The organism is Marinobacterium iners DSM 11526, from assembly GCF_900107855.1.
Taxonomy (GTDB): Bacteria; Pseudomonadota; Gammaproteobacteria; order Pseudomonadales; family Balneatricaceae; genus Marinobacterium; species Marinobacterium iners.
In genome coordinates, this window is record NZ_FNRJ01000002.1 from 251739 (window position 1) to 277984 (window position 26246).

Consider the following 26246-nt stretch of genomic DNA (forward strand, 5'->3'; position numbering starts at 1 on the left):
ACTAATATCCGCCTGCGCTGTAGCGCCTCGCCTGCGCCTCGTACGCCTGTATTTCTTCCACACTCATGCTGTCATCCAGCACGACAAAATCGCTGGAGTAGATCAACGGCTGTGGCTTGCCCTCAAGGTCACGCTTGATCGCTTCCGCGATGGCGATGGCATTGTCATCATTCATGCGCATCAGAACTGCTTTAAGCCCTCCCAGGCGCAGCTGCTCAATCTCGGCGGGACTGCCACCCCAGCCGTTGACAACCACATCAGCTCTTCCCAGCTCGGCCAGGGCATCCACTGCTCCCAGCGCCACGTCAGTAGAGCAGGCATAAATGTAGTCAAGCTCGGGGTGTTCACGCAGCATCTGCAACGCCGCCTTGCGCCCTCCAACTCGACTGGAATCGGTGTAATAACTGCTGCGCAGACGGTGACTCTCGGGCACCGATTGAATGTAGGTCATTCCGCGCAACTGACTGATCAGACCCTGGCTACGAAACAGCACACCATAGTCGGCACCCTGAGGAAAACGTTTCCCAAAGTGATCAGCCAACAGACGCGCCCCTTCAGCATGATCGAAACCGACATACATGTGTGGCTGGCGGTCACCCCATGCCTTGAGCGGCGTAGTGATGTTCTGCAGAATCAGCCGCGTATCCGTATTTTGGATCAGTCGCTCGATAATCGACTGCTGGCGCGATGAGTCAAGGGTATAAAGGAGGTAATCCGGCTGCCAGTCCAGCAGTTCACGTATCTGGTTTACCTGCTCGACCAGCTGGATATTCGGCTCGGTATAGCGTGCTTCCAGATGATATCGAATACCGAGCTGGTTCAGCCGCTGCTGCAGGGCCCGTTCGCTGTCCGGCCAGTAACTTGATGCCTGCAGAGAGGGATATACCATGGCGATGCGCAACGGCCTCGCCTGCAAGTCTGTCTCAACAGGCTCAGCGCGCTGGCGAACCGCTTCAGTCAACTCAGCCAGCCAGGGCCTCTGCTCAGGATGTTGCCGGTAATACTCGTCATAGTGCCAATAGTCACTGATGCCTGCCGCCGTCACCATGGTCGTCACCAACAGCAATACCAGCCCAAACACGCCTGCTCTGACCAGGCAGAGTACCTGTTTCACTCCCTGCATGATTCGCCACATCCTTTTTGCTTGGTTTACAATTTTCAACCTGCACCCTCATGCACGCAGGGAAAATACCACTGTCATCATCAGACCCACAACTACGATTCCGCCCTTGACCCAGGCAACCGGCAACAGGCGCGACAGGGCAGCACCCTGATAGCCGCCCAGCGTTGCCGCAAGCATCATCACCAATGCTTCAACCCAAAGCACCTTGCCGGCGATGGCAAAAGCCACAACGGAAATCATCGACAGTACGAATGACAGCCAGTTTTTCAGGCCGTTCATCAGCAACATATTTGCCATGCCGGCGGCTGCAAACATCGCCAGCAACATGATTCCCAGCCCGCCATTAAAATAGCCCCCGTAGACTGCCACCACAAACAGGCCTGGCAGCAGAGGCAGGGGGTTTTCACTGTTGCGCACCAGGGCCAGCAGCTTCTGACCAAAGGCAAACATCAAGGTTGCCAACAGCAACAACAGCGGCACCACTTTCGAGAACAGCTCGACCGGTGTCACCAGCAGCAACAGCGCTCCTGCCAAGCCGCCAGCCAGACCCACAACCGACATCTGCACATGCTCTCGCATGGACAGACTGCGCAACTCCTTGCGAAACCCGGCCGCACCGCCCAGATACCCGGGCAATACGGCCACTGCACTGGTGGCATTTGCCGTTATCGGGGGCACGCCGGCCCAAACCAGCGCCGGAAAGGTCAGAAAAGAGCCACCTCCAGCAATTGAGTTCAGCACCCCTGCCAGATATCCAGCAACTATTAATACACTCCACTCCAGCATCGGATACCCTCAACCGCTGTGCTTCAAACGCTCCAGCTCGTCCCGGTAGCGGGCTGCCTGCTCGAACTCCAGATTTTTGGCCGCTTCGTACATTTTGTCTTCCAGACGCGTGATGGTCTTTGCCAGCTCTGCAGGGCTGAGCAGCTGGGCATCAACCCGGTATTCGGCATCCGGTTCGGCAGCCTTGCGCGCGCCGCCCTTGCCACGCTTGCCGGGAATCTGGCTGGCACCCTCCATGATATCGGCCACGGACTTGCTGATGCCTCTGGGTGTAATGCCATGCTCTGCATTGAAGGCGATCTGTTTATTGCGACGCCGCTCTGTTTCATCAATGGCGCGTTGCATCGAACCTGTCATGCGATCAGCATAAAGAATGGCACGCCCGTTGACGTTACGCGCCGCGCGACCGATGGTCTGGATCATGGAGGTTTCCGAACGCAGGAAGCCCTCCTTGTCGGCATCCAGAATGGTCACCAGTGATACCTCCGGCATGTCGATCCCTTCACGCAACAGGTTAATACCAACCAGCACGTCAAATTCGCCGATGCGCAAATCGCGAATAATTTCCACGCGTTCAACCGTATCGATATCCGAATGCAGATAGCGCACCCGCACATTATGCTCGGCCAGATACTCAGTGAGATCCTCAGCCATTCGTTTGGTGAGCACAGTTACGATCACCCGCTCCTTGCGTGCGACCACAAGGTTGATTTCGGTCAGCAGATCATCCACCTGATTGATTGCAGGACGTACTTCAACCTGCGGGTCCACCAGTCCGGTCGGCCGTACCACTTGCTCTACAATCTGCTGAGCATTCGCGGCCTCGTACTTGCTGGGCGTGGCGGAAACGAAAATCATCTGTGGCGCCTGTTGCTCCCATTCCTCAAACTTCATCGGCCGGTTGTCCAGCGCTGAAGGCAACCTGAAACCGTATTCAACCAGGGTTTCCTTGCGCGAGCGGTCGCCCCTATACATGGCGCCGATCTGCGGCACGGTGACATGAGACTCGTCGAGCACCAGCAGCGCGCTGTCAGGCAGGTAATCGAACAGGGTGGGCGGTGCCTGCCCGGGATCACGACCGGACAGGTAACGCGAGTAGTTTTCGATGCCGGAGCAATAGCCCAGCTCCATGATCATTTCAATATCGTACAGGGTACGCTGTTCAAGTCGCTGTGCTTCCACCAGCTTATTGTTGTCGCGCAGCTGCTTCAGCCGCTCGCGCAACTCCTCCTTGATATGCTCGGTGGCTTCAAGCAGCGTTTCACGCGGTGTGACGTAGTGGGTTTTGGGGTAGATGGTGGCGCGTGGCACCTTGCGCAAGACTTCGCCGGTCAAGGGATCGAACCAGGCGATCTGATCCACCTCGTCACCAAACAGCTCAATACGGATGGCGTCCCTGTCCGATTCAGCCGGGTACACATCAATCACGTCACCGCGTACCCGATAGGTACCACGATGGAATTCGATATCGTTACGGGTGTACTGCAGCTCTGCCAGCCTGCGCAACAGATCACGCTGATCGATCACATCGCCTCTGTCCAGATGGAGCATCATCGACAGATAGGACTTGGGGTCGCCCAAACCATAAATGGCAGATACCGTTGCCACGATGATGGCGTCATCCCGCTCCAGCAGCGCCTTGGTAGCGGACAGGCGCATCTGCTCGATATGATCGTTGATCGAGGCGTCCTTTTCGATAAAGGTATCAGACGCCGGCACATAGGCCTCCGGCTGGTAATAATCGTAATAGGAGACAAAGTATTCAACCGCATTGTCCGGGAAGAACTCCTTGAACTCGCCATACAGCTGTGCCGCCAACGTCTTGTTGTGCGCCATGATAATGGTGGGGCGCTGCACGGCGGCGATCACATTGGCAATGGTGAAGGTCTTGCCCGATCCTGTCACGCCCAACAGGGTCTGGGCTGCAAGCCCCGACTCCAGCCCGTCAACCAGCTCACTGATCGCCTTCGGCTGATCGCCGGCGGGCGCAAATGCCGACTGTACTCTGAACCTCTGTTTCATTTTTCCACCTGTTTCAAACCAGCCGCCGATTATACCTGTTTTGATGCAACACACAGAAACCAGCCTGCAACGCCCGCCGATACGCATTTTTTCATAACGGGGCATTCAGACCCGGTGCGTTATGCTGTATGCTCTTTTGGCTATGCATTGATGGATTCCTTGCACCGATTACAGAGAGGACCAAGGCTTGGACGTGCAACTTTCCGACCGCGTTAACAGCATCAAACCTTCACCCACACTGGCCGTCACAAATCGTGCTGCCGAGCTGCGTGCTGAAGGCAAAGACATCATCGGCCTCGGCGCCGGCGAACCCGATTTTGACACCCCGGAACATATCAAGGCGGCGGCGACCAAAGCCATTCAGGACGGCTTTACCAAGTACACTGCCGTTGATGGTACCCCGGCGCTGAAGAAAGCGGTGATTGCCAAATTTGAGCGTGAGAACGGTTTCAGCTACGCCCCCAACCAGATTCTGGTTTCAAGCGGTGGCAAGCAGAGCTTTTTCAACATGGCGCTGGCTCTGCTGAACCCGGGCGATGAAGTCGTGATCCCTGCCCCATACTGGGTATCTTACCCGGATATGGTTCTTGTGGCCGAAGGCAAGCCAGTGATCATCACCACTACCCAGGAGCAGCGTTTCAAGATCACGCCGCAGCAATTGGATGATGCCATTACCGAGCGTACCCGCCTGGTCGTACTGAACAGCCCTTCCAACCCATCCGGTGTAGCCTACACACTGGAAGAGCTTAAGGCTCTGGGCGAAGTGTTGAACAAGTACCCGGAGGTACTGGTTGCCACTGATGACATGTACGAGCACATCCTGTTCACCGATCAGCCGTTCTGCAACATCCTGAACGCCTGTCCTGAGCTGTATGACCGTACCATCGTGCTGAACGGTGTTTCCAAGGCCTACTCCATGACCGGCTGGCGTATCGGTTATGCGGCAGGCCCGGCCAAGCTGATCGGCGCCATGAAGAAAATTCAGTCACAGAGCACATCCAATCCGAACTCCATCGCTCAGGTGGCGGCTCAGGCGGCACTGGATGGCCCACAGGATTGTGTTGCCATGATGGTCAGCGCATTCAAGCAGCGTCATGACTTCGTGGTCAATGCACTGAACGAGATCGACGGTGTCGAGTGCATCCGGGCGGACGGTACCTTTTACGCCTTCCCGAGCTTCCACAAGGTGATCGACTCTCGCCCCGAGTTTAATGATGACATTGCATTGGCCGAATTCCTGTTGCAGGAAGCCGGTGTAGCACTGGTGCCTGGATCGGCCTTTGGCACACCCGGCAACATGCGACTTTCCTTCGCTACCAGCCTGAATGTGCTCGAGGATGCAATCAGCCGCATCAAGGCGGCACTGGAACGCTAAACACAAGCCCCGGCACAGTCCGGGGCTTTTTGTATCCCCTATCCTGATCGAACACTGCCATGAAAACCAGAATTCTGACTCGACTGCTTGCCGATACATCCGCTCCGGCCCTGCTGCTGAAGGACTCCAAAGCCGAATGGAGCAACGAGGCCTTTGAACAGTTGCCGAAAAAGCAGCGTAAGAGCATTGTGGACTGGAGCAGTGACAGCAAAAATACCGACATCCTGATCAGCCAGGGCGTGATCTTTGAGCGCCTGAAAACGGATGAGCACTACCTGATATTGGCGTGCGGGCACCGTGCCGGACAACAGCAGCGAGCATTGCTGCAGGAGCTGATGCCTGCCCTGGCCTCGGGCAGCGACCCGTTCTTTATTCTGCCGCAACTGCTGGCATCCCTGCTTGACTGGCCCGAGGCGGCTGGCTGCAAGCTGCAGGGCACTGATAAGCTGGCTCTGATGGGACACTGGTCCGGACAACATCTGTTGCCACCGCAAACATTGGAGCTTAAAAACAGCTCAGCAGCTCCGCTCTACCAGCAAGGCCAGCCCGGTACCCTGATTCTGGAATGGGACCGAAACGAAGCCAGAGTGCGCGATCCCCTGCTTGGGGATCAGGGACTCTGGATTGCACAGCGCGTGGATTCCCGCAATGGCAACCCATTGGGACACTTGAGCCTGTGGGGGGCCGAGAAAACAGCCAGCCTGGCTGACAGTATCCATCTGATGCAACTCTGCGCCGATCTTATCAGCGCCTGGCAACCGGAACAGTTGGAAAGAAGTGAGCGCAGCCCTGCTCTCCAGCTGGACCCTTTGACACAACTGCCCGGACGCGACGCACTCGATCACACCCTTGCCGGCAGCGAGCAGGAGCGGAAGCAGTCCGGCCGTGACTGTCTGCTGGCACTGATCGACATCGACAGCCTTTCGGCAATCAACAATCTGCACGGCCAGCACGAAGGAGACCGCGTCTTGTGCCAGTTTGCCGACCGCCTGCGCCACATCTGCCGTCCTGATGACCACTTGTTCCGTTTTGGCGGCGACGAGTTCGTCCTGCTGCTTCCCGTCAAACACACGCCACCGCCTTTGCAACAGCGCCTGGATCAGATCAACCGCGCCATGACACAGACATTAGGGTCAGCCTTTCATGCCAGTGCCGGCCTGGCTCTGCTGTCAGAAGTCAACGGCAGTGGTGATGAGCTGCTGCTGCTGGCGGACAGCCGCTTGAGAAAAGAAAAGAAACAGCGCGGGATTTGAGTGACAGATTATTGAACTGGCCAGTCTGTTAATGCACAATGACGCCTTTCTGGAATGATCGGTTCAATTAAATGGCACGAGGCAGACCCCCGGTACACAGCCGCGAAGCCTTGCTGGATCTTGGCAACCACCTTTTCCAGCGCCACGGCTATCACGGCACCAGCCTGAGCATGATTCTGGATGCCTGTGACGTTTCGCGTGGTTCCTTCTACAATTATTTCGGCGGCAAAGAATCATTCGCCATCGAAGTCATCGAACACTATCAGGCACTGGAAATGGACCTGTGGCGCGAAGAATTCAGCCGCATTCAGGGCTCCCACGCCGACAAGCTGCGAACCATGATGCTGCGCCTGATCGAAGACTTTTCTGATGAAAACGAACGAATCGGCTGCCTGCTGGCCAACCTGTCCGGAGAGATGGCTCTGGCCTCACCGGAATTTCGGCACGCCATTCGCGATGCAATCCAGCGTGTTATCGATGCCATAAATGACGATATGCTGATCTGTCAGCAGGAAGGCAGTGTCCGCACCGACCTCTCTGCCAGTGCCCTTGCGCGCCTGATCTGGGACTACTGGCAAGGCGCACTGCTGCGGATGAAAGTTGAAGATAGCCGCCAGCCACTTTATGACGCAGTTAATATGCTGTGGCAGCAAATTTTGCCCGCTCCGGAACCCAACGACCGGCCCGTACATCACACAAGGGAAGTATTGCACAGTGAAACGCATTAAACGGAAACTCATCCCGCTGCTGGCCCTTGCCAGCTTCAGCAGTGCACCTGCTGGTGCAGCGGCTCTTGCCGATCTGTACCGCATGGCACTGGATAACGACCCGCAGCTCAAGGCCGCAGAAGCCCGCTACCTGGCCGGGCAGGAAGCAGAGACTCAGGGGCTGGCGCAACTGCTGCCACAAATCAATGCCGGTGGCAGCTACACACACAGTAATGATGGCTATCGTGACCAGAGCGCAGATGATCGCGCCTGGCAGGTCTCTCTGGTACAGCCGGTATTCGACACTGCCAAGTGGTTCGGTTATCAGAAAAGCCAGCTGATCACAGAACAGACATCGCTTCAATTCGATCTTGACCAGCAGCAGCTGATCCAGCGCACGGTTGACGCTTACCTTGGCGTTCTGCGTGCCATGAGCACGCTGGAGACCGCTCAGGCCCAAGAACGCGCATTGCAGCGCCGACTGGAGCAGGTAAACGCGCAATTTGAGGTTGGCGTGATTGCCATCACCGATGTACAGGAAGCCCAGGCTTCCTTTGATAATGCTGTCGTACAGCGAATCGATGCTGAAGGCGCCCTGACCAACAGCTATGAAGCACTGGAGCGGCTGGCGGGACAGCAATTTACCACGGTCGACCTGCTGCGCGAGGATTATCCGATTGAGCCGATTACACCGGCTGAGCCCGCGCCATGGCTCGAAAAGGCACGTAGCGGCAACCTGGCCCTCAAACTCAGCGAGCTTGGCATTGAAACCAGCCGCCGCGACAGTCAGATTGCACGTGCCGGCCATCATCCGCGCGTGAATCTCGAAGCCAACTATGGCTACAGTGAATCTGAATTCACTAGTCACCCCTGGGAGGACAGCAGTTCGGTAGCCCTGACTCTGAGCGTACCGCTGTTCAGCGGAGGCGCCACAAGTTCTCAGGTACGCGAGGCGCAGCAGAACCTGTATGCCGCCCAGTATGAGCGTGAGGACCGGTATCGTGAGGTCACGGAACAGACCCGTTCGCTCTTGCGCAACCTGCAAACCAGCGTCCAGAGCGTGAAAGCCCGGATGCAGAGCATTAAATCACGCGAGACGGCCCTGCGTGCCACTGAAGAAGGCTTCAACGTGGGTACCCGCAACGTGGTGGATGTGTTGCAGGCCGAACAGGCGCTGTATCAAGCCCGACTGGACTACGCGACTGCACGATTCAATCATGTGTCCACCCTGTTCCGTTTCAAGCAACAGCTGGGCACGCTGAGCCCCGATGACCTGCTGTCACTGGATGAATGGCTGAAGTCATCGACCGCAGCTCAATAAATCCTGACCTGAATACGTAAAAAGCCGGCAGTTGCCGGCTTTTTATTGTGCTTTTGTGATACCGAGTCGCCGGCACATTGCAAGCCACTCAATGCAGCGTGGGCGCATCTTCATCCGATTCAGGCAAAATCAGCTGGCCAGCACTGTCCAGCGGCAAGGCGCCCTGCCCCTGAGCCAGTTCCAGCAATTGCTGCAGCAGCATTTCAGTCAAGTGGGCACTGATGATCAGCCCGGCAGGCGGATCACCTTCAAACATGTCTTCATCTACCAATTCGTCGGCACGGAGTCCTAATAGCAGCGGGTTTTCCTGTATCAGCGGTGCCAGGTCATCCGGCGCAAACACCACATAATCCGAAGATACCTGCAGCGCCAGCTGATAGGCATCATGAGGGGCTTCCCCCAACTGCTTGAGATAGGCTTTCTCGGCCGCATTAAACAGCACAGACAACTGGCTGTTCTGGCGCTGACTAAGATCAGGTGGAGCCACATCACTGTAGTCCACACTTTTAACTTCGGGAATGTTGTCCAGCTCCCACGCATCGACCAGAATACGGTCATCGCTGTCGATCTGGAGCCACTCACGATTGACAGCCACTGCCAGCAGCCCCTCAAGCGCCGCCGCACAGATATTGCTGGTCACTATTACGCCAATACTTGGGTTTTCAATCTCGGCAGGATCTTCCACCAGCTCACCGGCACGTGCTGACAGCAGTTTCGGATCTTCCGCAATCAACTCCGCCAGAGCTAACGGTGAAAGATTGAGCATCTGCTGACACACCCGGTGTGCCGTGATGTAAGGCTCACGCTGACCACTTTCCTGCATGGTGCGTACATAACGTTGCCGCACCCTGTCCATAAGATCTGCCAGCCGACGACTCATGCCGTGCCTCCGCCCATCTGCAGGATAAACCCTGCTTAGTGAATGGTAATACCCACAGGTTTAACGTCATCTTTCAGCTTGTCAAACTGCTCACGCAGCTGCAGCAAGGGTATCAGACCAAAATCGAGTGGCTCTGCCGGCAGTTCGCACCAGTCCAGCGCCCAGATCCGGGTCATCAGCTCATATTCGCCAATCAGAGCATCCATGAAAATCATCACCGCCTCAACCCGCGGATCCATCTCCAGTATTTTGGGAGAATCCTGCAGATAGATGGCCAGGTGCAGCTTGCCTTCGATCACGCGCAGTGAACACCAGAACTCTTCAATATCACAGTACTCTTCACCCAGGTTGACGCAGGACGGTACTGGATCATAGCGGTGATTGAAGGCACGAAAGTTGATGCCACTGAGCTCAGGCGCAGCACCCACCACACTGAGTACAGCATGGATCGACTCAGGATAGCCGTCACAACCAAAGATCATCTCGACCGGCCCTTCTTCATGCTCGCGCTCAAAGTGGAAGGTCAGATTACGGTCGATTTTCTGCAGCGAGACACGGTAGGTATCGAGCAGGTTGTCGGCATCAAACTGCATATCCTGCTGACTATCCAGCAGCTGATCGAGTGTTTGTTCAATCTGCTGCCAGAAAGCGCGGATCTGATTCAAATCAGGATTGGAATTCATGTACACCAATGATGTTAAAGCGTGTCAGGTTCGCGGAACAACAACACCCGTCTGTCCCTGGTATTTGCCACTGCGATCTTTATAGGAGGTCTCACAAACCTCATCTGCGCCGAGAAACAGCATCTGAGCTACGCCTTCATTGGCATAGATACGGGCCGGCAGTGGCGTCGTGTTGGAGAATTCGAGGGTTACATGTCCTTCCCATTCGGGCTCCAGCGGTGTCACGTTAACGATGATACCGCAGCGAGCATAGGTACTTTTACCCAGGCAGATCGTCAGTACGTCTCGCGGGATACGGAAGTACTCGACCGTACGTGCCAGTGCAAACGAGTTGGGAGGAATAATGCAAACGTCAGACTGCACATCAACAAAGCTGCCCTGATCGAAGTTCTTCGGATCCACGATGGAGGAGTTGATGTTGGTGAAGATCTTGAATTCGTCCGCACAGCGAACATCGTAACCATAGCTCGAGGTCCCGTAGGACACAATCGGCTGATCATTGGCACGTCGTACCTGACCGGCCTCGAACGGCTCAATCATGCGGTGTTTGTCCGCCATCTGGCGAATCCAGCGATCCGACTTTATACCCATAGCTGCCTGTTCACCTGAAAGTCTGTTGGCAAATCAACGCACCATTCTATACGTTTTGGGCAAAAAAAACCGCCCCGGTGTAACACTGGGGCGGAAAATTTCATCTCGCTGTACTAGTCACTGTTGACCTGAATAGTGGGAATTGAGTTCCCCGCTGTAGTTAATTTTTTTGCCAGCCGCGCGCCCATGCTCCGAGCAATTTCTCGATAGCGCTGGGCATGGCCACTTTCGGGGTCGGCAACCACCGTCGGCTTGCCGGCATCGGTCTGCTCACGAATCGCAAGCGCCAGCGGCAACTGCCCCAGCAGCTCTGTCTCGTACTGTTGCGCGATGCGCGCGCCACCACCAGCACCAAACAGCGCTTCTTCATGGCCACACTGACTGCAGATATGCACACTCATATTCTCGACAATTCCAAGCACCGGAATATCCACCTTGCGGAACATCTCGATCCCTTTGCGGGCATCCAGCAGAGCAATATCCTGTGGCGTAGTGACAATGACCGCCGCGCTGACCGGTACCCGCTGCGCCAGCGTCAGCTGGATATCGCCGGTGCCGGGCGGCATGTCGATCAGCAGGTAGTCCAGATCCTGCCACAATGTCTGGTTCAGCAACTGCTGCATGGCGCCACTCACCATTGGTCCGCGCCAGACCATGGGTGTGTTTTCATCGACCAGATAGCTCATCGACATGGACTGAATACCATGCCCCACGATCGGACGGAAGTATTTCTCTTCCGCGGTTTCGGGTCGCTGTCCTTCGGGAATTCCCAACATCATGCCCTGACTGGGGCCATAAATATCCGCATCCAGAATACCCACCCGTGCGCCTTCCGCTGCGAGCGCCAGCGCCAGGTTTACGGTGGTAGTCGACTTGCCAACTCCACCTTTGCCGGAAGCAATGGCGATAATATTGCGAACCCCTTCAAGGCCAGGTAGCTTTTTAGGGCTGGGGTGTGCCTGAATCTGCTGGCAAACCTGGATCTCAACGGTATGCCCTGCATACATCTCGCTAACCGTCTCATTCAAGCCATCATGCAGCCTCGAGTGCTGGCTGGCACAGGCAAATCCCAGCTCAACTACAACCCTGATGCGGGTGTCATCAATTTCTATCGGACCAACCCGGCCAATGTCCGCCAGGGCCAGCCCGGTATCGGGATCAATCCAAGCCTCAATGGCTGCACGTATCTGCTCGGCATTTGCTGCTGTCATGGAAACTCCTTGAACGATCTGAGCCTGATAATAACCCAGTACTATAGTCGGAATTATGCCTCAGATATGCCTTGCTGTTCCAGTGCAAGCTGCCGCAGCGCGGGAAGATCCATCTTGCCACTGCCCAGCAGCGGTATTTGATCAACGGTATACACCCTTGCAGGCCGACACAGCGGCGCAATTGAGGATTTCCGCAAGCACGACTGAATCGACTCGGAATCAGCCCCCTCCACCAGCAATACAATTTGCTCGCCCTTGCGCTCATCCGGTACAGCAACCGCCGCCAGCACAAGCTCCGGCTGATCCAGTTCTGACTGCACGGCTCGCTCTACCGAGCTGAGCGAGATCATCTCGCCCCCTATCTTGGCAAAGCGTGAATAGCGATCAATGATGGTAAGGAAGCCATCTTCATCCAGATACCCCTTGTCACCAGTCTTGTACCAACGCAAACCATCCGCCTCAATGATCACCTCGGCAGTACGATCAGGTTCGTTGAGGTATCCCTTCATGATCTGACTGCCTCCCAGCAGGATCATTCCGCTATCACCAACCGGTAACGGCTTCAGCGAAACCGGGTCTACGACTCTGAACATGGAGCCAGGCAGTGCCATGCCCACGGTCCCTTCGCGCTGCCCCCGCTGCAGGTGCCACCACTGTGTATCGAGGTAATCCGGCAGGTTTACGCTGGCCACCGGCGTGGTTTCTGTACAGCCATATCCTTCCAGGACCGGAACGCGAAAGCGCGCCTCGAAGCCGGATTTTATCTGCGGCGAGAGCTTCTCGGCTCCTGCCACCACCAAACGCAACGAGCTGAACATCAGCGGATGCAGTTTCTGGTTGCGCACATAAATGCCAAGAAAGGTGCTGGTACCGCACAGAATCGTGGCACGATAGCGCGCTGCCGCCTTGCCGATATTGACCGCATCGGTCGGATCCGGATGGCAGGCCAGCGGGATTCCCTCCACCAGCGGCATCATGCAAGTAACGGTAAGGCCAAAGGCATGGAACAGGGGCAGCGTTGCCAGTACACAGTCATCCTCCTGAACGTTCAACACGGCCGCGATCTGTTTAAGGTTTGCCATCATGTTACGGTGGCTCAGCATGACCCCTTTGGGGGCTCCTTCGCTACCGGATGAGAACATGATCGCGGCGGTGTCATCCAGATCAGACGCCCCCCCATAACGCCAGTGCAACGCCCATACCGGCGTCAGCACTGCTTGCATCAGGGTCAGCAGCGACTCTGGCTTGCCAATCCCTGCTTTTACGTCTTCCAGGATGATTACATTCATTCGCTCCAGCAGCTGCCTGAAACTCAGGCCTCGCTGCTCAAGCTTGCGCAGAAACTGTGACGAGGTGACCAGTGTGCGTACACCAGCCCGCTCGGCACAACCCAGCAACACGTGCTCCGGTGATGTGTAGTTCAGGTTGACCAGCGTCTTGCCTGACATCAAAAGCGCCATATTGGCAATGGCACCACCGGCCGCCGTCGGCAACAACAGCCCAACATTTTGCTCTTCAATCTTTCTAAGCCGGCGACTGAAAAGGATACAGGCCGTCAACAGCCTTCGATGGTTAAGCACAGGGCCGTTAAGATCGGTCAAAGCCCATTCAGAGGGTGCCGCCCTGGCTGTACGAATAAAGGCTCGCGGCAGCGTTTCTAGGCTGTCGGTGTACTCATTCCAGGCATGAATCGATAGCTGGGCAACCGTCTGCTTGACCGTTTCAGCACGGGTATCAAGCGGCAGCGGTTCACCAAATGCCACTATCACATCACGTTTGAGCCCACGGTTGTCAAATCCCTGCAGCCGCTCACTGGAGCGAGAAAAGCGACTGCCCCACAACCCCCGCAGATAAAAAGGTATGATCCGCGCATTCGGAACCGGACCATCCCCGCTTTCACGAGCGACCCGCTCAAAGCCACGTTTGAACTCGCCCAGCTGACCGCTGTAACTGATGGCGCCTTCCGGGAACAGACACACGACTCGGCCATCAGCCAGCAGCTTGCGTACCTGGCGCATGGCGCTGCGCGGGCCTCGCGCAGAGATGGGAATGACACGATACAGATCCAGAAACCAGCGCAGATACCAGCGCTCATAAATCGAGCGTTCCATCACAAAATGGATATGACGCGGGCAAGCCATCTGCAGCATGGCCCAGTCCAGCCAGCTGATATGGTTCCCAAGCAGAAGAGTCCCTTCTCCGCTCACCGGTAGGTGCTCGAACCCAAGCACCTTCAGGTTGTAGCGACGTCGAATCAGACTTGTAGCCATAAGACGTACAAGCGCTTGTGGCAGCAGGATCACCGCATAGATTGCACCACATACCGCCACCAGCGCCAGCAGCCAAAGCACCCAAGTTGAGGGTACCGATAACAGCGCACTTGTCACGGTCAGCAGCAGGAAACTGAGCATGGAAACGTTTTGAACAAAATTATTGCCGGCCAGCACGCGCCCCAGACGCGACTCTTCAGCGTTAAACTGAATCATGGCGTTGAGCGGGATAATCATCATCGCACCGCTGGCCCCGATCAGCAGAAAGGCCAGCGCACAGAGGGCAATACTGTTCAGTTGCGGCAACAGCAGCAGCCCCAATGCCACACCACAGGCACCCAGGGGAATGAGTCCGACATTGATGTAGTGTCGTGACAGGCGACCCGCGATGACAGAACCAATCATGATGCCGACCCCTGCCAGCGCCATCGCTCCCTGAATAATGAATGTGTTGTTCTGGTCCAGATGCTCTTTGGCATAGGCGGGAAATACAGCCAGCATCACCTGACTGATTGACCAGAACATGGCGAGGCCAAATATGGACAGGAGAATGGTGCGTACACTCGCCAGCTCGGCCAGGTTACGCCACAGACTGCGCCCACTGACGTAGTCCCGCACGCTGAAACATTGTCGAGAATCGGTTTGGCTCAAGGCCGGCAGACGCAAGGTCAGCAGTAGCTGCAGGGCTGCCCCACCCACCAGAACCCAGCCAAGTGAGGCCACGTTTGGCAGAATTTGATTTGGGCCATGCAGCGACTGCCCGGCCAGCATCCACTCGAACAGCGCCGAAAACACCACAATGCCACTTAGTATCGCCACAATGGTAACAGCCTGAATCCAGCCGTTGCCTTCGCTCAAACGCTCAACACCGAGCAGTTCCCGAATAAAACCGTATTTTGCCGGTGAATAAATCGCACTTTGCACAGCCAGAATAAAGGTCAGGGCAAAGGCGGGGATGAACAGGCCGGCATAGTAACAGGCTGTAATAGCCAGCGTAATTAACAGTGCCGCCGCTGCGGATAGCTGCATGACACGGTGTTTTGGGTACTTGTCGGAAACAAAACCTGCAGGGGTAAACAGCATAATAAAAGGCAGCAGGATCAAGCCATTTACGACAGCCGTCAGCAGAATTTGCGTTTCACCATCATAACTTTTGAAAAGGGTGTTCTGGATGGTGACCTTGTGTCCCAGATCGACAAACGCATTGATAAACGCCACCAGAATGAACGCCGGAAACCCCCGTATCTTCAGTAATTCCGTCATTCCAACACCCTCTCCCACACCCTCAGCGAACCGACCGCCCGTGACTCTATTTTCTCGGCACGGTTGTAATCAGTGCCTCAACCCTTACCATTTCAGGATCTTACCCGATAAAAGGAGGATAGTGCATTGTATAATCAGGCACAGACAGGCCCGTTCAAGGGGATGAACGCAGGGATGAGCACCATCGCCATCCTGATGATTCTGGCGACGGTGGTAGCCGGTGTTTTCTTCACCGATGAAAGTGCCGCCGCAATCGGCCAGCTGCGCAGCTGGCTCAACCCCTTTCTGGAATGGTATTACGTCCTGCTGGTTGCCTTTCTGCTGTTCTTCATGATCTGGCTCGGCACTGGGCGCTATAAGAATGTGCGTCTGGGCAACGATGCCGAGGTACCCGAATTTACCTTTTTCTCCTGGGTCAGCATGCTGTTTGCAGCCGGAACCGGGGTCGGGATTCTTTTCTGGTCGGTGGCACAACCGATTCTTCAGTTTCAAGACAACCCTTTTGTTGAGTTTGGCAGCACTGATGCCGACGCAGCCATCATCGCCATGCGGCTCTCGTTTTTTCACTGGGGTATCAACGGCTGGGCCATCTTCTCCTTTGTCGGGCTCACCATGGCCTACTTTGCCTTTCGCCATGACCAGCCATTGACTGTACGCTCAGCCTTGCGCCCACTGCTGGGCAACCGAATCCATGGGGCTTTTGGTGATCTGGTCGATCTGCTGGCGGTATTCGGCACTGTGTTTGGCATTGCCACAACACTGGGCCTTGGCGTTCAACAGATGAACGCCGGGCTTAATCGTGTATTTGGCATCGTCAATTCCACCGAACTGCAGTTGACCGTAATCGCCGGTATCATGATGATCGCCACCGTCTCGGTGGTATCAGGTGTTTCTCGTGGTGTGCGGCTGCTATCGGAAATGAACTTCTGGCTCAGCATTGCCGCCGTCTTCTTCATGCTGATTCTAGGCCCTACACAGTATCTGATCGGCGTCACTATTGAAGCCACCGGCGACTACATCCAGAATTTGTTGCCCCTAAGTTTCCACACCAACGCCACCCATGGTGGCCACTGGCAAGCAGAGTGGACTGTGTTCTTCTGGGGCTGGTGGCTGGCCTGGAGCCCGTTTGTTGGCATGTTTATCGCCCGAATTTCACGCGGGCGCACCTTCCGTGAGTTTGTCACCGGTGTACTGTTGGTTCCTACCGGCATCACTATTATCTGGATAGGCCTGTTTGGCGGCACCGCATTGTATCAAGAGCTGTTTCAAGGCGGCGGTGTCATTGAAGCCGTGTACAACGATATCTCTTCGGCCCTGTTTGTCATGATTGAAGGCATGTCATTGGGTATCATGACACCGGTTGTATCCACTCTGCTGATTGTGCTGATCGGTACCTACCTGATCACCTCAGCCAATGCCGGCACACTGGTGATCACCACCATTCTGTCTGGCGGGGATACCGATCCGCCCTCTGGGCACCGTATTCTCTGGGGAGTTTTTCTGGCTCTGCTGACCGCAGTTCTGCTGTTGGCCGGCGGACTCGAAACCCTGCAGGCAGCTGTTATTACCGCTGCCTTGCCGTTTTCACTGGTGGTGGTGGCCATGGCGACCGGTTTGCTGCGTGCGCTGCGTAAAGAGCGCTATGCTGCTCGCACCGGTGAGCGCAAACTGGCTCCGGCAGAACCCTGGGCGGTAGCGGAAGATGTGATCGAAGAGCCCGCGATCGAACGCAGAGCACAGGATTCAGCCGGTCTATGACCGGCCCATTGCCTGATCAGTCGGGCAGTTTCTCGAAATCAACCTTGGGCAGACATTCAAAGCCTGGTTTCGCGAAGTAGTAGCCTTGCATCAAGGTCACGCCGTGTTGGAGGAAATACTCCATCTCGGCGGCGGTTTCGACCCCCTCGGCCAGAATACGAATATCGAGCTGGTTACAGATATCGATCAACCCACCCACGATGATCTGTTTAACCCGACTGCTGTCGATATCGCGCACCATCCACGCCGCGCACCAGCGCTTAGTGTCCATAGATCTCGCCACTGGACAGCTCCACTATAGGCTGAAAGGCAAAGGTAAAATCAAAATCCAGCGGTACCTGACATCCGGCACAGCCGGGAAGTGTCTGCGGGGGCATGGTGTATCCTTGTATAAAACACGACTCAGGGGTTTACAGTATTCTAGATCAAAAAAAGTGTAGTGTCAGAGTGCCACTCTTGAAAGTTACTGCCTATCACGACTATCAACCGAGTGCTCAGTGGTTATAATCGCAGCGATAACCAAGGAGGACACTATGCTCAAACCATTGCTGCTTGGCCTGGCACTTCTGCCAGCCACTTTTATGCCTGCCCACGCCGAAGACACAATGCCCCGAGTGTTACTGAACACCACACTGGGCCCTATCGAGCTGGAGATTAACGCCGACAAAGCCCCCATTACTGCAAAAAACTTCCTGCAATACGTGGACAAGGGCCACTATGACGGCCTGATCTTTCATCGCGTAATCCCGGGCTTCATGATCCAGGGTGGCGGCTTCACGGTCGAGATGGAGCAGGTTGAAACTGATTCGCCGATCAAGAACGAATCGGGCAACGGCTTGAGCAACCAACGTGGCACCATCGCCATGGCTCGCACACGGGACCTGGACAGCGCCACAGCCCAGTTCTTCATCAATACAGCTGATAACGTTCGGCTTGACGGCCGCAATGGACCAACCGGTTACACCGTGTTCGGTAAAGTGATCAGCGGCATGGACACCATCGATGAAATCAGTGCAGTGAAAACCGGCCGCAAAGGCATGCACGGAGATGTACCGCTAACACCCGTGGTGATCGAAAGCGCCGTGCGCATGGTCGAACCAATGTCCGATAACACGACCGGCAACCCATCGAGCGAAGAGTAGAAACGCAAACGCCCCGCACTGGGCGGGGCGTTCCGGTATAAACCGACGCGGTATCAGCGCTGATCGAAATCCAGCACCACCTCGTCCGAGATCGGGTGTGCCTGACAGCTGAGCACGTAACCGGCTTCAATTTCGTGCTGCTCCAAGCCATGGGAGATATCCATCTCCACTTCACCCTTGGTCAGTTTACACTTGCAGGTGGAGCACACACCGGCCTTGCAGGAGTACGGCAGGTCCATACCGGCATCCATACCCGCATCCAGGATATTCTGGCCCACGGTAGCCAGGTCGAACATCACCGAGCGACCATCGGCAACCACGGTCACCTTGCTCATCTTGTCTTCGCCATACTGCGCTACACGCGCCTGTGCTTTCTCCAGCATCTCCTTGGAGTCTGCAGATGAAGTAGCAAAGAGCTCGTAGTGAATCTGGCTGTCGCTCAAACCTTCCATACGGAAGCCGCGAGAGACTTCGGTCATCATCGCCTCAGGACCACAAATGAACGCTTCATCGGTGCTCTTGATATCGATCAGGCCACTCTTCTGCAGTGCATAGCCTTTCTTGTTGTCGATGCGACCGTTTAGCAGATCCGCTCCCTGATCTTCATAGTCCATAATATTGATCCACTGGAAGCGATCCATATAACGGTTCTTGATGAAGTTCAGCTCATCCTTGAACATCACGGTATTGCTGCGCTGGTTACCGTAGATCAGCGTGACCTTGCTGTTGGCTTCGGTTGAAAGCACGGACTTCATGATCGAGATCATCGGCGTAATGCCGGAGCCCGCCGCGATGCACATGTAGTTCTTGGCGTTATCCGGGTTCAGCTCGGTGTAGAAGCTGCCCTGAGGCGGCATGACTTCAACCTCAACGCCCGGCTTGAAGTGGTCGTTGGCGTAGTTGGAGAAACGACCATCCTGTACACGCTTAATGCCGACACGCATGTGGCCATCGTTCACGCCGGAGCAGATGGAGTAGGAACGACGCACATCTTCGCCATCAATCATGGCGCGCAGGGTCAGGAACTGGCCCTGGATAAACTTGAACTTCTGCTTCAGTTCTTCAGGTACTTCAAAGGTCACGCAGATGGCCGAGTCCGTTTCAGGCTGGACTTCGGCCACTTTCAGCGTGTAGAAATTGGTGTCAGACATCGCTTCACCTATATCTTCTTAAAATAGTCAAAAGGCTCGTTGCAATCGTTGCACTGGAACAGCGCCTTGCAGGCGGTGGAGCCAAACTCGCTTATCCGACGGGTGTTGCGCGAGCCACAGTGCGGGCACTTGGCATGGGCATCCGGGGTCAGGCCATCCGCATCGATATCGGCATCTTCCGGCGGTGCCACGCCGTAGTTGCGCAGCTTGCGGCGTCCTTCCGGTGACATCCACTCCGAACTCCAGGCCGGCGACAGCGTCATTTTGACTTCGACCTTGTCATAACCGTTTCGGTTGAGCTGAGCCACCACGTCATCGGTGATGGTGTTCATCGCCGGACAGCCGGAGTAAGTCGGAGTGATGGTGACCACAATACGGTCACCATCACGCTCCACGTCACGCAGAATCCCCAGATCCCAGATGCTCAGTACCGGGACTTCGGGATCCTTCACTTCATCGAGCAAATTCCAGAGTTCCTTTACGTCCGGGGCGTTGCGCTGTTGCAAACGGCGATACTGCTCTTCCGGCATCAGTGAGATTTCATTCATGGCGCGTTACCACTGGCATCCGGGGTGAGAGCGATGCACGATCTGCATCTCGGTCAACATGTGACCCAGATTCTCGGTGTGATAGCCGGTACGACCACCACGTACGGCCCAGCTGTCTTCCGGTACGGTCAGAGTCGCTTCGGTCAGAATATCGCTGACCATCTTGTGCCACTCATCGCGCAACTTGGATACGTCGACACCGATACCGTTGTCAGCCAGCAGTTGCTCGGTTTCATCCATGTCGAACATCTCGTGGGTGTAACCCCAGAGTGCATCCACGGCCTTTTGAGTACGCTTGTGGCTCTCTTCAGTACCATCACCCAAGCGCAGTACCCAATCGCGGCTGCGACGCAGGTGATACTTGGTTTCCTTGATCGCCTTGGAGGCGATTGCGGCCAGCGTTTTGTCCTTGGACTGCTCCAGATGCGGCAGCATGATGGTGTAGTACACATCCGCGAACAGCTGACGAACCTGAGAGTAGGCGAAATCACCCTTGGGCATTTCCATCAACAACAGGTTGCGGTATTCACGATCGCTGCGCATGTAGGCGAAGTCATCTTCGGTGCGACCATCGTTGGCCAGCTCGGCTGCATAGGTATAGAACATGCGAGCACGACCGATGTAGTCCAGTGCCACATTGCCGTAGGCGATGTCTTCTTCGAGGAACGGACCGTAGCTCACCCACTCGGAGATACGGTGGCCCAGAACCACGGAGTCATCACCCAGACGGGTGGCATATTCAAGCGTTGCCGCCTTGATTGCGTCACTCATTACTCTATCTCCTCACCAATTACATGTTGTTGACGGGATCGGGCAGCACGTAATAAGTCGCGTGACGGTAGGGCTTGTCATCGTTCGGATCGTAGAAGCAATCCGCATCATCTTCCTGAGAGGCGCAGATGTCGCTGGACTTTACGACCCACAGGCTGACGCCTTCGCTGCGACGGGTGTAGCAGTCGCGGGCGTACTCCAGTGCCTGTTCAGGATCTTCAGCGTGCAGGCTGCCGACATGTTTGTGGTCCAGACCACGCTTGGAGCGTACGAAAACCTCAAACAGTTCCAGTTTTTCTGTTGGCTTTGTCATTTCCAGTTACCTCTTAAGCTGCACGCTGTGCTTTTTTGGCGCGTTTCTTTTCGTTGTATGCAGTAATGGCGTCACGAACCCATTCGCCTTCATCGTGAGCGGCAACATGGTGCTCGATACGCTGACGGTTGCAGTGACCGTTACCGTTGATCACACTCCAGAACTCGTCCCAGTTCAGATCGCTGCTGTCGTAGTGGCCACGCGCTTCGTTCCACTTGATGTTGGCGTCCGGGTGGTCAAGACCCAGCACTTCAATCTGCTTGACGGTCTGGTCAACAAATTTTTGGCGCAGATCGTCATTGGTCTCGCGCTTGATCTTCCACTCCATGGACTTCTGGGAGTGGGCAGATTCGGTGTCGTGCGGACCAAACATCATCAGGGCCGGCCAGTAAAAGCGATTCAGGGCGTCCTGAGCCATCGCCTTCTGTTCCGGAGAACCCTTGGCCAAAGCCAGCATGGCTTCATAGCCCTGACGCTGGTGGAAACTCTCTTCCTTACAGATACGGATCATGCCGCGTGAGTACGGACCGTAAGAGGTACGCTGCAGGGATACCTGGTTCACGATGGCAGCACCATCAACCAGCCAACCTATCGCCGCTACATCAGCCCAGGTCAGGGTCGGGTAGTTGAAAATCGAGGAATACTTGGCTTTACCGGTCTGTAGCTGCTCGATCATTTCGGAACGAGAAATACCCAGGGTTTCGGCTGCGCTGTAGAGATAAAGGCCGTGTCCCGCTTCGTCCTGTACCTTGGACAGCAATACCGCCTTGCGGCGCAGAGAAGGTGCACGGGTGATCCAGTTGCCTTCCGGCTGCATGCCGATCACTTCAGAGTGAGCGTGCTGAGAGATCTGACGGATCAGGTTCTTGCGGTATTCCGCAGGCATCCAGTCCTTGGGCTCGATCTTCTCTTCCGCTTCGATCTTACGCATGAAATTCTTTTCTTCGGGCGTCATCGTTCTGCTCTCCGATCTTGGTTCATTCTGTCGCACTGTGTAACTTATTTTTCTAAGCCAGAGTGTTTTTTGTATCGCTCTAGCCACTTACAGCCTGTTTAGCTGTACCGCTTCAGGCACAGATACAACAGGATACGCTCACCAACATGCGATGGATTAAATGTACTACCAAATCTAATTAAATGATACATAAAAACAAAACTTTTTTTGAATTAGTGTATCACTTGAAGCAATGATACTGCGGGTGCAGTCATACGGATCAGTCTAGTCAATAAATACGACAAGTGAGGGCGTAGCTCCGAGTCAATGCTGAAATTGATTCACGTCAGTTAAGGTATCGCCGAACAGATACTGCAGATGTGCCGAAAACGACTTGAGTTCAAGAGTGACACCGCACCGATTGCGGTTCAGTGAGCTGAAATCACAAACAATTCGCTGAGTTCGATCGCCGTAATACGCGGGTTATGAGTACGGCTTTCAGGCTTCAGCGGCTGTTCAAACAACGCAGCCCCCGTATCAATATATATGCCGTTGCCACGTCGCTCGACCCTTGGCACAACCACATGGCCATGTACCGTCAGGTCGATCCCCTCCACATGGTGGACAAATTCAGACTGCTTAATGGGGCGTTCCCACAACAAGGCTTCCTGCAACGCAGGCTCAAACGGTAGCCTCAGGGCGAGGTCTTCCCATTCATCCAGCGGGAAGGTGCTGTGTGAGATGCCGATTCTGCGCCCATCACCCACCTCAAGCTCAATTACCCAGGGCATTTGCTCTGCCAGCATCTCAGCATGCTGGCGCAGCTTCGCATGGCGAGCAAAGTAGTGTTCCGGACCGGTGCCCAACCAGGCTCTGCCGCCGTATCGCAGCCATGTTTCCACATCCACCGCCTCAGGCTGTTTCAGCCAGTTGAACAATATTTGCTCGTGATTTCCGCGCACCGCAAAAAACCAGGGCTCTTGAGTCAACAGCAGGCAACGTTCTGAATCCGGCCCTCGATTGATCAAGTCCCCCACTGAAAACAGCCGATCCCGGGCAGGGTCAAAACAGACCGCCTCCAGCTCAGCCATTAAGGGCCCGTACCAGCCGTGAATATCACCCACCACAAAATCGCGCCCACGCTGATTAGCTGCCACATGCTGGATTACATTCATAACATTCCCGCTCCCTGATGATCGACATCAACGCTCTTCGCCGCGCTGCTATTGGCTAATGTGCCACATTCACGCTTTATTGATCCAGATCCGTATACGCCCGTGGCTGCAGCTCTACACTCGAAACATGATTCATTTTCGAACAAGACCTTTAATAAAAAATATCATCTTGTCATGGAGCGCCCAATGACCGCCGCCGAACAGGTACGTAATCCACAGGCCATATTCATTTCCGGCAACGAAGCGGTAGCGATGGCTGCCCGCGATGCCGATTGCCGTGTGGCAGCAGCCTACCCCGGGACACCATCCACCGAAATACTGGAATATCTGTCAGCCTATCCAACGGTCTACTCAGAGTGGTCGATCAACGAAAAGGTGTCACTTGAGGTCACGATTGGCGCTTCGCTGGCCGGAAGCCGGGCCCTTTGCGCCATGAAGCACGTCGGACTCAACGTGGCATCCGATGCTTTGATGACTCAAACACTGATTGGCGCGGTTGGCGGACTGGTCATTGCAGTGGCGGATGATGTGGGGCTCTCTTCCTCACAGAATGAGCAAGACTCTCGCTACTGGGGTCGGTTCGCCCATATTCCGGTGCTGGAGCCTTGTGACGCGCAGGAAGCCTACAGCATGACCCGCTTTGCTTTCAGCCTGTCAGAACAGTTTTCAGTACCCGTGCTGCTGCGCCTAACCACTCGTATCTGCCACGTAAAGGGACTGGTCCGAACCGATGCGTCCGAAAAAACGGTTGCACGGTTCTTCAATAAGGACAGCAGCCGCTACGTAATGGTGCCGGGCAACGCACGCAACCGCATACCGTTGATGATGCAACGCGATAAAGAGTTGGCGCAATTTTCAGAAGGCTGTGAACTGAACCGGTTCGAGCCAGGCCAGGATCGGCGGATTGGCTTTGTCACCTCGGGAGCCGCCTATTGCCATGTACGCGAAACATTTCCGGAAGCCCCCGTTCTGAAGCTTGGGCTTAGCCACCCCGCCCCCATTGAAACAATCAGAGCCTTTGCCCAAGAGGTTGACCAGCTTATTGTGGCAGAAGAGGTCGAACCCCTGCTCGAAACCGAGTTGAAAGCGGCCGGCATCCAGCTCAGCGGTAAGGATATCCTGCCCCGGATCGGAGAACTGATACCTTCCGTACTAAGGCCCGCATTGGCCCCGCTCACCGGTGACACCTGCACCACTGCCCCTGCAACTCAAAACGACCTGTTTCCGCGCCCACCAACCCTGTGCGTCGCCTGCCCTCACATGGGCATCTACTACTGCCTCGCACACGTTAAAAACACCATTATCTCCGGCGACATCGGTTGCTACACGCTGGGGGCCGGCCAGCCATGGAGTGCACTGGATACCTGCATCAGCATGGGGGCTTCACTAAGCGTTGCCCAAGGGATCGACAAGGGGCGCAGTGAAGCGGATCAAAACAAGAATGTCATTGCGGTCATCGGCGATTCCACATTCCTGCATATGGGCATGCAGGGACTGCTGGACATCACCTACAACCGTGGCAACGTTACCATCCTGCTGCTGGACAACCGAGCAGTTGGGATGACCGGTGGACAGAACGCTCCCTCTTCAGGCCTTGATCTTCATGGCGAGGAAACCATACAGGTAGATTTCAGAAAGCTGTGTGAGGCCCTGGGTGTCAAACCAGCGCGAATCCATGAGGTAAACCCATATGAACTGCCTGTACTGTTCAAGGCGTTGCGCGAAGAGGTCAAACAAACCGGGCCGTCGGTCATCATCACCAATCAGCCCTGCGTCCTTACCGAGCGTTACCGACAACAACCGGCTCTGGCGGTAGATGCCGACAGGTGTACCGGCTGCAGCAACTGCCTTGATGTAGGCTGCCCGGCCATTCTGGTTGAACGGCGTGAAACGGTGATCAAACCCAACGGTCGTGAAAAGCAACTGGCATTCGTGAAAATCGACAGCGCAGCCTGTACCGGATGCAATCTTTGCATCAACACCTGCGGCCCGGATGCCATCATTCCGCTAAGCCGCGACAGCCGAATCAATGCCGTGGAGGTAAGTGCATGAGCTACGTAACCAATATACTGGTGGCCGGAATTGGCGGACAAGGCGTCATGACCGCAGCGGACATTATTGCTCAGACTGCCATTCGCGCCGGCCATGATGTGAAAAAGACAGAGGTAGCAGGCATGGCACAGCGCGGTGGTGTTGTAACCTCCCACGTCCGCTTTGGTGAGCACGTGTACTCCCCTTCCATCACACCCGGACACGCCGACTTGCTACTGGCGTTCGAGCCAGCTGAGGCACTGCGCTGGGCGGGACACCTGCGCACAGGTGCAGCTGCACTGGTAAACACCTTTGCACAAACTCCACCGGTTGTATCTTTAGGGTTGTTTGAATATCCGGATGCACCACTGGAACAGCTGGCCCGGTATCCGATCAGCGTCAGCAGCTTGAATGCCGGGGATATGGCCATTGGCATGGGGGATCGTCGATTGGTAAACAGCCTGATGCTCGGTGCCGCAGCCAGACATCTGCCTTTCGACAGCGGCTTGCTGAAACAGGCTTTGCTGGACCATTTTGCCAACAAGGGTGGAAAAATGCTGACTCTTAATGAGCAGGCATTTGATGCCGGTTACAGAGAACCTGGAAAGATATAAGAGGATGGTGGAGCCTAGCGGGATCGAACCGCTGACCTCGACACTGCCAGTGTCGCGCTCTCCCAGCTGAGCTAAGGCCCCACAATCAGGCGAATGCCTGTAAAAATGGCGTCCCATAGGGGGTTCGAACCCCTGTTACCGCCGTGAAAGGGCGGTGTCCTAGGCCACTAGACGAATGGGACGCAGTGTATGACGATTTGGTGGAGCCTAGCGGGATCGAACCGCTGACCTCAACACTGCCAGTGTTGCGCTCTCCCAGCTGAGCTAAGGCCCCTCGTCAAAGGACGGGGCGTATAGTAATGGCCCCACCCTGTGCTGTCAAAC

23 protein-coding genes and 3 tRNA genes are annotated in these 26246 nt (G+C 55.6%); 8 read left to right on the forward strand and 18 right to left on the reverse strand.

The features are described from left to right. Position 1: 1 nt before the first annotated feature. From BLV48_RS04205 to uvrB, 3 genes are read right to left on the reverse strand one after another with little or no spacing between them, the layout of a single operon-like run. Positions 2 to 1123, reverse strand: a complete 1122-nt coding sequence (locus BLV48_RS04205) for a substrate-binding domain-containing protein (RefSeq protein WP_175527576.1) — start codon at positions 1121 to 1123, stop codon at positions 2 to 4. Between the two features lie 48 nt (positions 1124 to 1171). Next, positions 1172 to 1909 (reverse strand): sulfite exporter TauE/SafE family protein, encoded by a 738-nt coding sequence (locus BLV48_RS04210; protein ID WP_091823579.1) that lies wholly within the window; start codon positions 1907 to 1909, stop codon positions 1172 to 1174. Positions 1910 to 1918: 9 nt separating this feature from the next. Then, entirely contained in the window at positions 1919 to 3931 is a 2013-nt protein-coding gene (gene uvrB / locus BLV48_RS04215; protein ID WP_091823836.1) for an excinuclease ABC subunit UvrB, read from the reverse strand. Positions 3932 to 4118: 187 nt separating this feature from the next. Here uvrB and BLV48_RS04220 point away from each other — a divergent pair, with 187 nt between their 5' ends. From BLV48_RS04220 to BLV48_RS04235, 4 genes are all read left to right on the forward strand, one after another. Next, positions 4119 to 5306 carry a pyridoxal phosphate-dependent aminotransferase gene (locus BLV48_RS04220; protein WP_091823581.1) on the forward strand — a complete coding sequence of 396 codons (1188 nt, stop codon included), beginning with the start codon at positions 4119 to 4121 and terminating at the stop codon, positions 5304 to 5306. Between the two features lie 59 nt (positions 5307 to 5365). After that, positions 5366 to 6559 carry a GGDEF domain-containing protein gene (locus BLV48_RS04225; protein ID WP_091823584.1) on the forward strand — a complete coding sequence of 398 codons (1194 nt, stop codon included), beginning with the start codon at positions 5366 to 5368 and terminating at the stop codon, positions 6557 to 6559. Between the two features lie 71 nt (positions 6560 to 6630). Continuing rightward, positions 6631 to 7287, forward strand: coding sequence for a TetR/AcrR family transcriptional regulator (locus tag BLV48_RS04230; RefSeq protein WP_091823587.1), 657 nt, complete (start codon positions 6631 to 6633; stop codon positions 7285 to 7287). Continuing rightward, entirely contained in the window at positions 7274 to 8587 is a 1314-nt protein-coding gene (locus BLV48_RS04235; RefSeq protein ID WP_091823590.1) for a TolC family outer membrane protein, read from the forward strand. The genes BLV48_RS04230 and BLV48_RS04235 overlap by 14 nt, the downstream gene beginning before the upstream one ends. Before the next feature lie 88 nt (positions 8588 to 8675). On the opposite strand, the gene BLV48_RS04240 is transcribed toward BLV48_RS04235, so the two are convergent. From BLV48_RS04240 to BLV48_RS04260, 5 genes are all read right to left on the reverse strand, one after another. Further along, positions 8676 to 9467, reverse strand: a complete 792-nt coding sequence (locus BLV48_RS04240) for a hypothetical protein (protein ID WP_091823593.1) — start codon at positions 9465 to 9467, stop codon at positions 8676 to 8678. Between the two features lie 35 nt (positions 9468 to 9502). After that, positions 9503 to 10150, reverse strand: coding sequence for a hypothetical protein (locus tag BLV48_RS04245; RefSeq protein ID WP_091823596.1), 648 nt, complete (start codon positions 10148 to 10150; stop codon positions 9503 to 9505). 24 nt (positions 10151 to 10174) lie between these two features. Further along, positions 10175 to 10741, reverse strand: coding sequence for a dCTP deaminase (gene dcd / locus BLV48_RS04250; protein ID WP_091823599.1), 567 nt, complete (start codon positions 10739 to 10741; stop codon positions 10175 to 10177). Positions 10742 to 10854: 113 nt separating this feature from the next. Further along, on the reverse strand, positions 10855 to 11952 hold the full coding sequence (gene apbC / locus BLV48_RS04255) for an iron-sulfur cluster carrier protein ApbC (RefSeq protein WP_091823602.1): 1098 nt from the start codon (positions 11950 to 11952) through the stop codon (positions 10855 to 10857). Positions 11953 to 12005: 53 nt separating this feature from the next. Then, positions 12006 to 15485 (reverse strand): acyl-[ACP]--phospholipid O-acyltransferase, encoded by a 3480-nt coding sequence (locus tag BLV48_RS04260; RefSeq protein WP_091823605.1) that lies wholly within the window; start codon positions 15483 to 15485, stop codon positions 12006 to 12008. A gap of 126 nt (positions 15486 to 15611) precedes the next feature. On the opposite strand from BLV48_RS04260, the gene BLV48_RS04265 reads away from it, so the two are divergent. Then, entirely contained in the window at positions 15612 to 17243 is a 1632-nt protein-coding gene (locus BLV48_RS04265; protein WP_091823608.1) for a BCCT family transporter, read from the forward strand. A gap of 16 nt (positions 17244 to 17259) precedes the next feature. On the opposite strand, the gene BLV48_RS04270 is transcribed toward BLV48_RS04265, so the two are convergent. Further along, positions 17260 to 17514 (reverse strand): EAL domain-containing protein, encoded by a 255-nt coding sequence (locus BLV48_RS04270; protein WP_217632945.1) that lies wholly within the window; start codon positions 17512 to 17514, stop codon positions 17260 to 17262. A gap of 262 nt (positions 17515 to 17776) precedes the next feature. On the opposite strand from BLV48_RS04270, the gene BLV48_RS04275 reads away from it, so the two are divergent. Then, on the forward strand, positions 17777 to 18385 hold the full coding sequence (locus BLV48_RS04275; RefSeq protein WP_091823611.1) for a peptidylprolyl isomerase: 609 nt from the start codon (positions 17777 to 17779) through the stop codon (positions 18383 to 18385). Positions 18386 to 18438: 53 nt separating this feature from the next. On the opposite strand, the gene paaE is transcribed toward BLV48_RS04275, so the two are convergent. From paaE to BLV48_RS04305, 6 genes are all read right to left on the reverse strand, one after another. After that, positions 18439 to 19536 carry a 1,2-phenylacetyl-CoA epoxidase subunit PaaE gene (gene paaE, locus BLV48_RS04280; RefSeq protein WP_091823614.1) on the reverse strand — a complete coding sequence of 366 codons (1098 nt, stop codon included), beginning with the start codon at positions 19534 to 19536 and terminating at the stop codon, positions 18439 to 18441. A gap of 8 nt (positions 19537 to 19544) precedes the next feature. Continuing rightward, positions 19545 to 20084, reverse strand: coding sequence for a 1,2-phenylacetyl-CoA epoxidase subunit PaaD (gene paaD / locus BLV48_RS04285; protein WP_091823617.1), 540 nt, complete (start codon positions 20082 to 20084; stop codon positions 19545 to 19547). 6 nt (positions 20085 to 20090) lie between these two features. Beyond that, entirely contained in the window at positions 20091 to 20855 is a 765-nt protein-coding gene (gene paaC / locus BLV48_RS04290) for a 1,2-phenylacetyl-CoA epoxidase subunit PaaC (RefSeq protein WP_091823620.1), read from the reverse strand. A 19-nt stretch (positions 20856 to 20874) separates the two neighbouring features. Then, positions 20875 to 21168, reverse strand: a complete 294-nt coding sequence (gene paaB / locus BLV48_RS04295; RefSeq protein ID WP_091823623.1) for a 1,2-phenylacetyl-CoA epoxidase subunit PaaB — start codon at positions 21166 to 21168, stop codon at positions 20875 to 20877. 13 nt (positions 21169 to 21181) lie between these two features. After that, positions 21182 to 22123 carry a 1,2-phenylacetyl-CoA epoxidase subunit PaaA gene (gene paaA / locus BLV48_RS04300; RefSeq protein ID WP_091823626.1) on the reverse strand — a complete coding sequence of 314 codons (942 nt, stop codon included), beginning with the start codon at positions 22121 to 22123 and terminating at the stop codon, positions 21182 to 21184. Between the two features lie 407 nt (positions 22124 to 22530). Further along, on the reverse strand, positions 22531 to 23277 hold the full coding sequence (locus BLV48_RS04305; RefSeq protein ID WP_091823630.1) for a metallophosphoesterase: 747 nt from the start codon (positions 23275 to 23277) through the stop codon (positions 22531 to 22533). 186 nt (positions 23278 to 23463) lie between these two features. On the opposite strand from BLV48_RS04305, the gene BLV48_RS04310 reads away from it, so the two are divergent. Both BLV48_RS04310 and BLV48_RS04315 read left to right on the forward strand, forming a co-directional pair. Beyond that, positions 23464 to 25329 carry a thiamine pyrophosphate-dependent enzyme gene (locus BLV48_RS04310; protein ID WP_091823632.1) on the forward strand — a complete coding sequence of 622 codons (1866 nt, stop codon included), beginning with the start codon at positions 23464 to 23466 and terminating at the stop codon, positions 25327 to 25329. After that, a complete protein-coding gene (locus BLV48_RS04315; RefSeq protein WP_091823635.1) occupies positions 25326 to 25922 on the forward strand; it encodes an indolepyruvate oxidoreductase subunit beta in 597 nt (198 codons plus the stop codon). Before BLV48_RS04310 ends, BLV48_RS04315 begins: the two co-directional genes overlap by 4 nt. Positions 25923 to 25927: 5 nt before the next feature. Here the strand turns inward: BLV48_RS04315 and BLV48_RS04320 are convergent. The 3 genes from BLV48_RS04320 to BLV48_RS04330 all read right to left on the reverse strand — a co-directional run bounded on the left by BLV48_RS04320 (position 25928) and on the right by BLV48_RS04330 (position 26196). Continuing rightward, a tRNA-Ala gene (locus BLV48_RS04320) sits at positions 25928 to 26003 on the reverse strand. A 25-nt stretch (positions 26004 to 26028) separates the two neighbouring features. Continuing rightward, a tRNA-Glu gene (locus BLV48_RS04325) sits at positions 26029 to 26104 on the reverse strand. A 16-nt stretch (positions 26105 to 26120) separates the two neighbouring features. Then, a tRNA-Ala gene (locus BLV48_RS04330) sits at positions 26121 to 26196 on the reverse strand. Between the last annotated feature and the right edge of the window lie 50 nt (positions 26197 to 26246).

Bases quoted from the DNA above. Each gene is read 5' to 3' on its own strand.
- BLV48_RS04315 (WP_091823635.1), top strand. From the start codon at position 25,326: ATGAGCTACGTAACCAATATACTGGTGGCCGGAATTGGCGGACAAGGC.
- paaC (WP_091823620.1), bottom strand. From the start codon at position 20,855: ATGAGTGACGCAATCAAGGCGGCAACGCTTGAATATGCCACCCGTCTG.
- BLV48_RS04205 (WP_175527576.1), bottom strand. From the start codon at position 1,123: ATGCAGGGAGTGAAACAGGTACTCTGCCTGGTCAGAGCAGGCGTGTTT.
- BLV48_RS04260 (WP_091823605.1), bottom strand. From the start codon at position 15,485: ATGACGGAATTACTGAAGATACGGGGGTTTCCGGCGTTCATTCTGGTG.
- paaB (WP_091823623.1), bottom strand. From the start codon at position 21,168: ATGACAAAGCCAACAGAAAAACTGGAACTGTTTGAGGTTTTCGTACGC.
- BLV48_RS04225 (WP_091823584.1), top strand. From the start codon at position 5,366: ATGAAAACCAGAATTCTGACTCGACTGCTTGCCGATACATCCGCTCCG.
- paaD (WP_091823617.1), bottom strand. From the start codon at position 20,084: ATGAATGAAATCTCACTGATGCCGGAAGAGCAGTATCGCCGTTTGCAA.
- BLV48_RS04310 (WP_091823632.1), top strand. From the start codon at position 23,464: ATGACCGCCGCCGAACAGGTACGTAATCCACAGGCCATATTCATTTCC.
- BLV48_RS04275 (WP_091823611.1), top strand. From the start codon at position 17,777: ATGCTCAAACCATTGCTGCTTGGCCTGGCACTTCTGCCAGCCACTTTT.
- BLV48_RS04230 (WP_091823587.1), top strand. From the start codon at position 6,631: ATGGCACGAGGCAGACCCCCGGTACACAGCCGCGAAGCCTTGCTGGAT.
- dcd (WP_091823599.1), bottom strand. From the start codon at position 10,741: ATGGGTATAAAGTCGGATCGCTGGATTCGCCAGATGGCGGACAAACAC.
- BLV48_RS04270 (WP_217632945.1), bottom strand. From the start codon at position 17,514: ATGGACACTAAGCGCTGGTGCGCGGCGTGGATGGTGCGCGATATCGAC.
- paaE (WP_091823614.1), bottom strand. From the start codon at position 19,536: ATGTCTGACACCAATTTCTACACGCTGAAAGTGGCCGAAGTCCAGCCT.
- uvrB (WP_091823836.1), bottom strand. From the start codon at position 3,931: ATGAAACAGAGGTTCAGAGTACAGTCGGCATTTGCGCCCGCCGGCGAT.
- BLV48_RS04240 (WP_091823593.1), bottom strand. From the start codon at position 9,467: ATGAGTCGTCGGCTGGCAGATCTTATGGACAGGGTGCGGCAACGTTAT.
- BLV48_RS04210 (WP_091823579.1), bottom strand. From the start codon at position 1,909: ATGCTGGAGTGGAGTGTATTAATAGTTGCTGGATATCTGGCAGGGGTG.
- BLV48_RS04305 (WP_091823630.1), bottom strand. From the start codon at position 23,277: ATGAATGTAATCCAGCATGTGGCAGCTAATCAGCGTGGGCGCGATTTT.
- paaA (WP_091823626.1), bottom strand. From the start codon at position 22,123: ATGACGCCCGAAGAAAAGAATTTCATGCGTAAGATCGAAGCGGAAGAG.
- BLV48_RS04245 (WP_091823596.1), bottom strand. From the start codon at position 10,150: ATGAATTCCAATCCTGATTTGAATCAGATCCGCGCTTTCTGGCAGCAG.
- apbC (WP_091823602.1), bottom strand. From the start codon at position 11,952: ATGACAGCAGCAAATGCCGAGCAGATACGTGCAGCCATTGAGGCTTGG.